Annotated in this window: 9 protein-coding genes; 3 read left to right on the top strand and 6 right to left on the bottom strand. The window is 71.3% G+C overall.

Annotation, left to right across the window (positions count from 1 at the left end):
- Positions 1 to 4: 4 nt before the first annotated feature.
- The 5 genes from QHF83_RS42260 to QHF83_RS42240 all read right to left on the bottom strand — a co-directional run bounded on the left by QHF83_RS42260 (position 5) and on the right by QHF83_RS42240 (position 6,380).
- Positions 5 to 1,576, bottom strand: a complete 1,572-nt coding sequence (locus QHF83_RS42260) for an ABC transporter substrate-binding protein (protein WP_282423766.1) — start codon at positions 1,574 to 1,576, stop codon at positions 5 to 7.
- A gap of 400 nt (positions 1,577 to 1,976) precedes the next feature.
- Positions 1,977 to 3,026, bottom strand: coding sequence for a hypothetical protein (locus QHF83_RS42255; RefSeq protein ID WP_282423765.1), 1,050 nt, complete (start codon positions 3,024 to 3,026; stop codon positions 1,977 to 1,979).
- Between the two features lie 99 nt (positions 3,027 to 3,125).
- Positions 3,126 to 4,157 carry a carboxypeptidase-like regulatory domain-containing protein gene (locus QHF83_RS42250; RefSeq protein ID WP_282423764.1) on the bottom strand — a complete coding sequence of 344 codons (1,032 nt, stop codon included), beginning with the start codon at positions 4,155 to 4,157 and terminating at the stop codon, positions 3,126 to 3,128.
- Positions 4,158 to 4,169: 12 nt separating this feature from the next.
- Entirely contained in the window at positions 4,170 to 5,600 is a 1,431-nt protein-coding gene (locus QHF83_RS42245; protein ID WP_282423763.1) for a protein kinase, read from the bottom strand.
- A gap of 132 nt (positions 5,601 to 5,732) precedes the next feature.
- The gene (locus QHF83_RS42240; protein WP_282423762.1) at positions 5,733 to 6,380 is read right to left on the bottom strand and encodes a DUF2267 domain-containing protein; all 648 of its coding nucleotides are present in this window, start codon (positions 6,378 to 6,380) and stop codon (positions 5,733 to 5,735) included.
- 105 nt (positions 6,381 to 6,485) lie between these two features.
- Between QHF83_RS42240 and QHF83_RS42235 the strand changes: the two genes are divergently transcribed.
- Entirely contained in the window at positions 6,486 to 7,508 is a 1,023-nt protein-coding gene (locus QHF83_RS42235; RefSeq protein ID WP_282423761.1) for a Glu/Leu/Phe/Val dehydrogenase dimerization domain-containing protein, read from the top strand.
- A gap of 1 nt (position 7,509) precedes the next feature.
- Here the strand turns inward: QHF83_RS42235 and QHF83_RS42230 are convergent, their stop codons facing one another.
- Positions 7,510 to 8,304, bottom strand: a complete 795-nt coding sequence (locus QHF83_RS42230; protein ID WP_282423760.1) for a hypothetical protein — start codon at positions 8,302 to 8,304, stop codon at positions 7,510 to 7,512.
- Between the two features lie 440 nt (positions 8,305 to 8,744).
- On the opposite strand from QHF83_RS42230, the gene QHF83_RS42225 reads away from it, so the two are divergent.
- Together QHF83_RS42225 and QHF83_RS42220 are read left to right on the top strand one after the other, a co-directional pair.
- Positions 8,745 to 9,503: a hypothetical protein gene (locus QHF83_RS42225; RefSeq protein WP_282423759.1), complete on the top strand. Its 759-nt coding sequence runs from the start codon at positions 8,745 to 8,747 to the stop codon at positions 9,501 to 9,503.
- 54 nt (positions 9,504 to 9,557) lie between these two features.
- Positions 9,558 to 10,559 carry an NAD-dependent epimerase/dehydratase family protein gene (locus QHF83_RS42220; protein WP_282423758.1) on the top strand — a complete coding sequence of 334 codons (1,002 nt, stop codon included), beginning with the start codon at positions 9,558 to 9,560 and terminating at the stop codon, positions 10,557 to 10,559.
- The last annotated feature ends 131 nt before the right edge of the window (positions 10,560 to 10,690 follow it).

Below are 10,690 nucleotides of genomic sequence, written 5' to 3'. Positions count from 1 at the left end.
CCGATCACGGGGGGTCTTTGACCATGACCGTCACGAACTGGTCGTTCGACACGGCCCAGACCTCGATGCGGCCCGCGGCCTCGCCGGTCGCGGGCTCGAAATTGAGCGGACCCGAGGTGCCGGTGATGTTGATGGTGCCGCCGCCGGCGAGCGTGCTTTTCCCCTTGGGCCAGGCGGTCGAGGTGATCTCGATCGTGTCTCCCGTGGACAGGCGCCCCATGCCCTCGGCCACCTGCCGGCCGTCGTAGTCCGTGCCCTGGCGCGAGGCCCAGATGACGCCGTACGCGCCGACGTACGTGGCGTCGTAGGCGTGCGCGGTGAACGAGAAGTCGGCCGGATCCCTGTCGAACTGCGCCTGCATGTTCGCGCGGAAGGTCTCGTAGATCTGCCCCGAGGGGCTCGCGGGCGCGGTGCCCTGGGAGCCCGCGATCATCTGCTTCACCTCGGGGGCGAGGTTCGGATCGAGGAGCTTCGTCGCGTCCTTGGCGCCGTCCGTGAAGAAGAACTTCCGGCCCGCGACCGGCTTGCCGACCATCGCCTTCAAGATCTCGACGGTTTGTCCCGCCTGAACCGTGATCACGAGGACGCCGGCGGGGTTGTACATGTCGACGTCGGAGGCGAGCTTGGCGAGCGCCGCGAAATCGGTGAGCTTGGCCTCCTCGATGGGGAAGAGCTGGGATTTGTCGAGTCCGTACCTCTCCCGGAAGACGGTGGCGAGGCCCTGGCCGTACGCGTCGCTGACGTAGGCGACGGCGACGTTGCCACCCGCGACGACGGGGTCGGGCGCGATGACGTCGTTCGCCATGACGAGGCCCTGGTGCGTGTCGCTCGGGCAGGTGCGCCAGAAGAGCCCCGGCTCGTTCGTCTCGAGGCGATCGTCGGCGTCCGTGAGCGCGGGGCTCGTCGCCGAGGGCGAGATGATCACCGTGGGATACTGCTTCTCCTTGATGCGCGCGATGAGCCGGAGCGAGTCCGAGGAGGAGAGGGGGCCGACGATGTACGGGACGCCGAGCGTGCCCGCGAGGTAGTCGAGCGCAGCCTGGTTCAACTCGTCGCGCGCGGCGCCGGTCGCCGTGTTGTTCTCGCCGCCATTGTCGCAGACGACGACGGCCATGCGCTGTCCGCGGTTGAGTTTGTCGCTGCCATTGATCTCGCGGACGGCGACGCGGACCGACTGCGTGAGGACCTCGTCCTTCGTCTCGCCGATGGAGAAGATGCTGCCGATGACGAGCGGCGCGTCAGGGCCGGCGAGGGGCCGGTCGGCGAGGTCCGCCGGCTCGAGGATCGTGCTGCACTGCGGGTGCTTGGGGAACGCCGAGACGCAGACGCCGTCGACGCACGCGCCGCCGCCGCCAAGCTTGCGGCAATCATGGCCCGTGGAGCACGCAGGCGGATCGGTGCAGTACCCCGCGACGCACGTGCTGTTCGGGCCGATCGCAAGGACGCACTCGTCGTCACTCTTGCAGTCGTCCTGCGTGACGTTGCCGAGCGAGCATGCGCCGGAAGCGACGAGGGTCCCGCCAGCCACGAGCAAACCAAGAAGGATTCCAGTTCCCCGGAGAAGTCGTGCAAGCATGAGAGAACCCGAGCGTACCATTGCCTCCCGGTTTCCCGCGAGCTGAGGATGGGTCTCTTCTTGGGGCGCCGCGCCGGGGCTCTGCCCCGGTCCCCGCGGGGGCTATCCGCCCCTCGACCCGGACCAGGGCAAGCCCTGGACTCGGGATGGAAGAACTGCGCTTCGCGCAGTTCTTCCAACGGGCCCGTTGGAAGACCAGGGACAACGCTGCCCGTCGAAAGGTCAGCGCGGCAGTCTTGGCTGGCGGGGTCGTCGCCGGTCTTGCCTCGGCCCGTTCGATGAACTGCGCATCGCGCAGTTCATCGACCCCGGGTCCAGCGCTTGCGCTGGTCCGGGTCCAGGGGCGGACAGCCCCTGGTGGGGCCTGGGGCAACGCCCCAGCACAGCGGCCCCAAGCCGACTAATGCAGGACCGCGTCCTCGCCCTCGTGGAGCTCGATGGCTGCGGCGCCGGGCAGGCGGCGCAGGGCGATGATCTCGCCGGGGGCGCAGCCGAGCGCCACGTCTGGGGAGCTCGACGTCAGGATCCACTGCACGCGCGGCAAGGCGCGGCGGAGACGCGGGACGAGGGTGCGCAGGCGATGGGCGGGCTGCTCGATCTCGACGTCGTCGATGAGCACGACGCCTTCGGCCTCGCGGGGATCGCGGTCCGGGAAGGCGGCGGAGAGCGAGCGCACGGCTTGCGCGCCGAAGGCGACGAGGTGGCGCAGGCTTCGGGGCAGGTCGTCGAACTCGAGCAGACGATTCTCGGCGTCGCGGAAGAGGGGTTCCAGACGCACGGGATCGACGCCGACGAAGGTAAAACCGTCCTCCTCGAGCAGCGCGGCGAGGACGTTGACGAGCGCCGTCTCCAGCCGGGCCGCGGCGGCCGGCGCGCTGTCCGATTTGCGGGACAGGGCGGCCGTGATGCTGGCGAACGAGAGGATCTGCTTCGTCTCGCGGGCGATGTCGGTGCGGCTCGCGTCGTCGAAGCTCGTGGACGCGCGGACGTCGTAGCGGAGCAGCGTGCGCTCGGGCGTCGTGAGGAGCACGGGCGTGCGCGAGAACCAGCGCGCGCCCGAGAGGGAGATCAGGACGAACCCTCGCTCGCCGGCGCGGCGATCGAAGAGCGCCTGCTCGCGACGGCGGAGGAGCGCTTCGTCGTCGCGCTCGTCGAGGCGCGCGTTCGGGCTCGCGACGCAGAGCGGGTGCGGCCGGGCGGGGTCGTCGTCGCCGAGGAGCCAGTCCGCCACCACGAACGGCGGCGCCTCGGGGCGAGGTTCACGCTGGAGCTGAGCGACCGCGTGGCCTGGGCGCGTCGTGGCGATGGCGGCGAGCACTGCTGTCTTGCCCACCCCCTCGCCGCCGAAGATGACGCAGAGGCGCCGGGGCGAGCCATCCGCGTCGCAGAAGGGCAGCGTGATGTCGCCGAAGGGGCCGAGGCCGACGAGGCGGATGCGAGCAAGCAGCACGGTGGCGTCGTTTGTACCACAAGGGCGCGGCCGAGGCGCGGCGCGCGCGGGCTTCCATGCGGGACATCCGCGCGCGTGCGCGACGGACCGCGCGCGAGGTCAGAAATGGCCGAACGCCGAAGCGCCGACGCCGGACGGGCCGATCCACGGGACGAACCCCGTGGAAGGCGCGGGCGCGCCCTTCTTCGGCGCCGTCACGATGCCGAAGATCGCCGCGCCGATCCCCGCGGCGCCGACCACGCTGCCCGCCACCGTCAGCCCGAGCGTGCGGTTCCACTTCGCCTGCAGGGCTTGCGCTTCCGCGGGCGTGTAGGTGTCGTTGCAGGCGTTTCCCGGGCAGTCGCGGCGCACGGTCTCCTGCGCGTCGCTGAAGCTGATCCCGAAGCCCACGGCCACGCCGGCCCCGACGAGCCCGACGCCGCCCGCGATCCAGGCCCACACCGGGATCTGCCGGCCGCCTCCCTCATCGGCCGGGGACTCCGGATTGCCGAATGGATCCACGACGTCCCCGCCGCCCCCCGAGGCCGGGCTCAACGTGACGTCGACGGTGCGGGTTTGTCCGACTGCGACCTGCACTTTTTCCGCCCGCTGACCGAAGCCCGCGGCCGAGACGACGACGGTGTGCTCGCCCGGGTTGACCTTGTACGGCAGCGAGACGGCCGCTTGGGGGATGACCTCGGCGTCGACCTTCACCGTGATCTCGGCGCCGGAGGGCGGGCCGCTCACGTTGATCACGAGCGAGGGGATCTTCGGCTCCAGGCTCTGCGCGAGGGCCTCGGCCTCGGTCATGGCCGTGGCGAAGGCGGCGTTGCCGGCGGAGTTGTCGAAACGCGTCACTTCGAGGGCGACCTCGCGCGCGTCGACGAGGTGGCCCATGGCCTCGTGCACGCGCGCGAGCTCGAGCCCGGTCGAGGGCACGCCCATGATCGCGTGCGCGCCTTGGCAATCCTTGAGCGCCTCGGGGAGCTTCTTCGCGGCGAGTTTTTCGCGACAATTGACGAGGAGCTCCCGCGCCGTCTGCTTGGCGGCGGCCGAAGGCTGTTTTCCCTGGGCGTTCGCTGCCCCGGAGAGCGAGAAGCCGAGCGCGACGATCGTCGCTGTGGCACCGAGTCGAGCTTGCGTGTGGCGCATGGCAGCCGTGGTTCAGAAGCCGATGGTGTCCTTGCCACCCTTGGGCGGCTTGGTCGCGGTCTTCGTGGTCGTGGCGGGCGGGGGTGGGGTCGTCGTCGCGGGCGCGGACGCCGCCTTGCGGGTCGTGAGTTTGTCCTCGGCCGTCGTCGCGGGCGCGGCGGACGCGGCCGGTTCGGCGAGCGCGCTCGCGGCCTGTGGGGGCGCCGGCGCGACGACGGGCGTGGGGGAGGGGGAAGGCATGGGCGCTGCAGTCGAGGCCTCGCCGGGCGCGGCGGAGACGGGCCTGGTGTCGTCGCTTCGGCCGACGGCGAGGAACAGGCCCACGGCGCCGAGGACGAACACGGCCACGCCGGCCGCGATGATCGCGGGCTTCTTGCCCCCGCCCGCGCGCGCGGCGGCCGTGGTCGAGGTCCCGATGAGCGTCTGCGGCGCGCTCGCGGGGACTTGCTGCGCGCTGTACGGCGAGGAGACATAGCCGTGCGTGGAAATCGGGGCCGGCGTCGCGGCCATCGGCCCGCCCGAGTACGGCGCGGGCGTCGGCTCGGGGTGCGTGTGGAGCGATCCGCGCGTGAAGCCGCCGGTCACCGTGTGCGGCGACGGCGCGCCGAGGATGGCTTGCTCGAGCGCCTCGGCCATCTCCTTCGCCGTGCCGAACCGCTCGGCCGGATCACGCCGCAGCATGCGCTGGAACCACGCGTCGACGGCCGGCGGCACGTCGGGCCGGAGCGTGCTCGGGAGATGGAAGGTGCCCGTGTGCACGGCGACCCCGAGCGCGCCGACGGTCTCGCCGTGGAAGGGCACGCGGCCCGTGATCGCGTAGTAGGCGACGACCGCGATCGACCAGAGATCCGAGCGGTGATCGACGCGCCTGGCGCTGAGGAGCTGTTCGGGGCTCATGTAGAGCGGCGTGCCCATCATCGAGCCCGTGGTCGTCGCGCCGAGCGAGCTGTCGGGGCCCATCTTGGCGATGCCGAAGTCGAGCAGCTTGACGAAGGTCTCGTCGTCGATGTTGCAGAGGAAGATGTTGTCCGGCTTGATGTCGCGATGGACGATCCCGAGCGCGTGCGCGCGGGAGAGCGCCTTCGAGGCTTGCGACACGACGAGCGCCACGTCCTTGAGCGGCAGCGGTCCTTCGCGACGGATGCGGCGCTTGAGGTCCTCGCCTTCGAGCAGCTCCATCACGATGTACGGCGTGCCGTCGGTGGTGAAGCCGTGATCGAAGACCTGCGCGACGTGCGGGCTCTTGATCTGCGCCGCGGCCATGGCCTCCGTGCGGAACCGCTGCACGAGCGAAGGGTTCTCGACGTAGGTCGGCGACATGAACTTGACGGCGACCTGGGTCCCGAGCGCGAGATGGTCTGCGATCCACACGCTGCCCATGCCTCCCTTTCCGAGGAGGCGCTGGAGCCGAAGCGTCGGCGTGATTTGCTGACCAGCCTGCATCCGCCCGAGCCTTTCCGCACGACCCGCCCCCCGGGTCTGCATCGGCGAGGGCGGCTCGGTCGGAACGTACACGATTTCGGATCGGGATCGTAGCTTCGTGCCAGATTCCAACGACCCGCGGAGGCCTTGCTTCTAGCGACCTTTTTCGCTCACGGGCCTCCGCGGCCCGGGTTCGCCCTCGGCGAGGGTTTCGTGCTCGCGCACCTGCGTGAGCCCGCGGCTCGACGAGAGCTTCGTCTCCCCGTGGGGGTTTTCGGTGCGGACGACCGACTCCGCATGAGCACGCTCGGGCCGGGCCTCGCTGAGCGGCTTCTGGCTGCCGGGACGCCCGGTGGCGAGGGTGTTTCCCTTGCCAAGCTCGGGCTCGGGCGGCCGGCGGAGGCGGACCGGAGGCGGCGGGAGGGGCTCGCGCGGCGCGAGGAGCTCGCCGAGCTCGGGCGTCAGGTGGCGGCGCAAGCGGAGGCGGGTGGTCTCCGGGAGCTTTTCGCCAAGGATGCCGAGGACGAGCCGGGTGTGCTCGATGGCGAAGCCGAGGAGCGTGCCTTCGCGGTCGGCGACGCGGCGATAGAGCGCGTCCTCGGAGAGGTTGCCGAGGTGCGGGCCGTCGAGGAGGACGGCCGCGAGCGGCTCCGGGAGCGCGTGCGCGAGGGCGCGGGCCTCGTCGGGCACGAGCGTCTCGGCGAACGCCCGGAGGACGGCCTCGGACAGCGTTCGCGCGAGCGACGTTTCTCCGAGCCCACCACGCCACGCGACCTCGTCCAGGAAGGATGACTCGTCCATGCCCGCACCTCCCGCGCGCGCGAGGACCATGCGAGGCCCGCGCCACGCGCGGTCGAGGGGAGCACGCGCTTGCGTCGTGGTGCGATCGGTGCGTTTTTGCGATCCATGGCGGAACGCTTCCTCAGGGAGGCCGCGGCGGGCGGCCCGCGGTGCATTTTCGTCGCGGATCCACGCTCGGGTCTGCGCGCGATCGTGGCCCTCGACGACACGACGCTCGGGCCCGCCGTGGGCGGCGTGCGCACGATGCGCTACCCGTCGGCGGACGCGGCGCTCGCCGACGTGCTCGCGCTCGCGCGGGCCATGACGCGCAAGTGCTCCCTCGCCGGGCTCGACGCGGGCGGCGGGAAGGCGGTCGTGCTCCTCGCCGACGGGCTCGATCGGAAGGCCGCGTTCGCGCGGCTCGGGCAGGTGGTCGAGGAGCTCGGCGGCGTGTTCCGTACGGCCGGCGATCTCGGGACGACGGCCGCGGATCTCGCGGTGATGGCCGAGCACACGCGGTACGTGCACACGGACGAGCGAGGCCTCGCGTCGGCGGTGGCGCGGGGGCTGCTTCGTTGCATCGAGGCGTGCGCGGCGATGCGGGGCGTGCCGCTCGAAGGGCTCTCGGTGGCGGTGCAGGGCGCGGGCGCGATCGGCGCGAGCGCGGCCGAGGTGCTGGCCGAAGCAGGCCTCCGGATCGTGCTCGCGGACGTGGACACACGCCGCGCCGAGGAGGTCGCTCGGAGGATCCCCGGCGCGCGCGTGACGCCGGCGGATCGTATCCTCGTCGAGGACGTCGACATCGTCGCGCCGTGTGCCGTCGGCGGCGTCGTCACGGCCGAGGTCGTCCACGCGATGCGCGCGTGGGCCGTGTGCGGCGCGGCGAACAACGTGCTCGCTTCGCCCGAGATCGCGAGGGTCCTGGCCGCACGCGGGATCCTCCACGTGCCGGATCCGATCGCCTCGGCAGGCGCGGTGATCGATGGGATCGGCCTCGCCGTGATGGGCCTACCGGACCGCACGCCGCTCATCGATCGACTCGGCGAGACGGCGCGCCTCGTGCTCGACGAGGCGAAAGCGACCGGGCGGACGCCGATGGACGTGGCCGAGGCGCGCGCGCTCGCGCGGATCGCGGCGGCGCGGCGTTAGCTCAGAGCCACGACCGCACGAACTCCGCGATCGCGATCGCGGCCGCGACGAACATGCTCGTGCGCGACAGTCGATGCACCACGCCCGGCTGCGCCCAGAGCGGCGGCGGCGCCGGGATCGCCTCGAAATGATCGCCCCAGAGCACGCGCTGCACCTCGGGCGCGCTGCGGTAGTTCGCCTCCGCCGCTTGCGGCTGCGTCTCGCGCGAGGCGCGCACCGTCACGAGCATCGCGACCGAACGGGACTCGCGTTGGGCCGCTTCGAGCGACCTGCGCGCCGCACCCGAGAGCGCGAGCTGCGCAGTGTTCTCCTCGGGCGTGTCCTCCTCGACGAGCACGCTCGTCTCCGTCGTCGAGACGACCCGCGCGCGGACGAGCCCTTCCTCGCGCGCCCCCGACGTGATCTCTCCGAGCGGCACGGTTTGCGGCAGAGCGTCCTTGGTCGCAGCGGGCATCCGGCGCTTCACGAGATGCGCGGCGATGAACTGCACGCCGGCCCAGACCAGCGCGACGAGCACGCTCTGCCCCACGTTCACGTAGGCGAACGCGCGCGCGCCGAGCCCGTTCACGCCGGCGAACGTGTACAGCCCGAGCCCGTTGATCAGCGCGATCGCAGCCGTGCCGGCCGCGTTCATCCCGAGCCCGAGGAGGATGCCCACGGCGTTGATGCCGATCGCGATCGGCCCGACGGCCACGCTCGCGCCGATGGCCACGACGCCGATCGCGACGTTGCCGATGGCGATGAAACCGACCGCGACGTTGCCGAACGCGACGAGCCGGGGGCGTGCGTCATGCAAAGGGCCCAGTCGCCGATCCGGGACCATCGGGAGAAAGGCTAAGCGAGGAGGCGCGGTGTGGTCAACGCGCGCCTCGGTTCGGTCCACGAGGAATCTGCAAAGCTCGAAATTTTCCTGGAACGGCCGTCGTCCGCCCACGGGGACCTGCGCATGGGCCGCGCACCCCCCTGCGGATCCCCTGCCGCATGCGGAGCACATGTCGCACGCGTGCGTACCGTCCGACGCACCTCGCGCCGATGTCGAGGCTGCTCGGATCCGCCCGCGCGTGCTCGCGACCGCCCGGTTTGGTCACCGTTCCCGACCGAATCCAGACGCTCCCGCGTCACGAGCCGCGAAAAACCATTTGCGCGCGCCGCGTCATTTCGCAGCGAAATCGCGTCGTGGGCGTTTGTCCGCGCCGGGTACGCTGTTTGCCCTTGGCGCCCAGCATGCCCGCCCGCGTGATCCTCCCTCGATTCCTCGCCTTGCCGTTTCTCGCGACGCTCGCCCTCGGATCTTCCGGCTGCACCCTCTTCGAGCTGTTCGAGTCCGAGACCACCCTCGCCGACCTCGATCCTGCCAGCGCGCGGGTCGAGGTGGAGCTCGGCGAGTCGCCACGCGTCTCGCTCGCGCTCGTGGCGGAGGGGGGGACGTGCGAGGCGATCACGGACAGCATCGAGGCCAAGGTGGACGATCGGCCGATGGATCTCTTCATGCGCGGCGGCGAGACGCCCACGAAAGACGGCTGGGTCTGCGGCGCGCCCACCTTCCGCAAGGCCCTCGCAGAAGAGAACCTCGGCAAGGACAAGACGCACTTCGAGGTCTCCGACGAGACGGCCCGCATCGCGCTCGACTTCGAGGACCTGCTCGCCGAGCGCACGATCACCCCGAGCCACCCACACAACAAGATCGATCCCGGCGTCGACCTCTCGCTCGCGTGGTCCGCGCCCGGCGATGAGCTCGCCGAGGAGGACATCGACGTGGTGTTCACGTACGAGGACGAGACGCTCGAACTGCCGGCGCCGCCGCAGGTGAGCGTCGTGGACAGGGAGATCGTCGTGCGGATCCCCGAGGGCTCGCCGGCGGGCCCGGCGACGCTCCGCGTGGACGCAAAGGTCCAGGTCGCCGCCACGTCGTGCGAGGGGACGCCGAGCTGCGAGGCCACGGTGAAAGTATCGCCGGAGGTCGCGCTCGAGGTGACGAGCGGCACGGTGCCCTGAAGCGAGCGAGCAGCGCTCCCCAGGCGCGGCGCGGCGCAGTAGACTCGCGCCCCGATGAGTGATGTGTCGTTGACGGAGGCTCCGGTCCTGGTGACCGGCGCGAGCGGGTTCATCGGAGGACGCCTGGCCGAGCGCCTCGCAGCCGAGGACAAGGCAAGCGTGGTCGGCGCCGGGCGATCCTTTCCGGACGAGGCGCGGCTTCGAGGCGCGGGCGTGACGATCCACCGGGCCGACGTGCGCGACGCCAGCGCGATGGAGCGGCTCTGCGAGGGCAAACGCGTGGTCTTCCACCTGGCCGCGTGGCTCGAGCGTGGCAAGGGCGGCGAGGCGGACGCGTACGCGGTGAACGTGGACGCGACGCGCGCGCTCGTCACGGCCGCAGCGCGCGCGGGCTGCGAGCGGTTCGTCCTCGTGAGTACGATCTCGGTGTACGGGCTCCCGTCGACGGATCACATCGACGAGTCGGTGCCGATCGACGTCGCGCAGGCAGATCTCTACGGCCGGACGAAGGCGCTCGGCGAGGAGGCGGCGCGCGAGGCGGCAGCGAAGGCGAACCTCGCGATCTCGATCGTGCGGCCTGCGATGGTGTACGGGCCGCGATCGGGCGGGTGGACGGTGGGCATGCTCCGGCTCGTGCAGAAGGGCGTGCCCGTGATCTTCGGGGACGGTCAGGGCCATGCATATCCCGTCTACGTGGACGACGTGGTCGACATGGTGCGCCTCGTCGCGGCGCGGCCCGAAGCGCAGGGCGAGGCGTTCAACGCGAGCGACGCGCCCATCACGTGGGAGCGCTTTTTCGGCTTCTACGGCGCGATGAGCGGCAAGCGTCCGCGTCGCGTGCCGATGCCCATCGCATACCTCATCGCCCGCGCGAACGAGCTCCTCAAGCTCGGGATCCCCCTCACGGCGGAGCGACTCGAAAGGTACGTGCGGAAGCTCCAGTATCCGACGGCGAAGGCCGAGCGACTCCTCGGCTGGCAGGTGCGCGTGCCGCTCGACGAGGGCATGCGGCGGAGCGAAGCATGGCTCCGCGAGACAGGGAAACTCGGTCGGTAAGGCCCCGCTAGCAACGAGAGGCGTTTCGCTGGGGCGTTGCCCCAGGCCCCACCAGGGGCTATCCGCCCCTGGACCCGGACCAGCGCAAGCGCTGGACTCGGGGTCGATGAACTGCGCGATGCGCAGTTCAT

Source organism: Polyangium sp. 15x6 (assembly GCF_029960785.1).
GTDB lineage: Bacteria > Myxococcota_A > Polyangia > Polyangiales > Polyangiaceae > Polyangium.
The sequence above is the reverse complement of the archived record's forward strand: the minus strand, read 5'-3'. Positions and strand labels throughout refer to the sequence as shown.

What these genes read in the sequence shown, in the direction of transcription:
- QHF83_RS42260 (WP_282423766.1), bottom strand. Translation starts at nt 1,576, where the DNA reads ATGCTTGCACGACTTCTCCGGGGAACTGGAATCCTTCTTGGTTTGCTC.
- QHF83_RS42220 (WP_282423758.1), top strand. Translation starts at nt 9,558, where the DNA reads ATGAGTGATGTGTCGTTGACGGAGGCTCCGGTCCTGGTGACCGGCGCG.
- QHF83_RS42250 (WP_282423764.1), bottom strand. Translation starts at nt 4,157, where the DNA reads ATGCGCCACACGCAAGCTCGACTCGGTGCCACAGCGACGATCGTCGCG.
- QHF83_RS42245 (WP_282423763.1), bottom strand. Translation starts at nt 5,600, where the DNA reads ATGCAGGCTGGTCAGCAAATCACGCCGACGCTTCGGCTCCAGCGCCTC.
- QHF83_RS42235 (WP_282423761.1), top strand. Translation starts at nt 6,486, where the DNA reads ATGGCGGAACGCTTCCTCAGGGAGGCCGCGGCGGGCGGCCCGCGGTGC.
- QHF83_RS42240 (WP_282423762.1), bottom strand. Translation starts at nt 6,380, where the DNA reads ATGGACGAGTCATCCTTCCTGGACGAGGTCGCGTGGCGTGGTGGGCTC.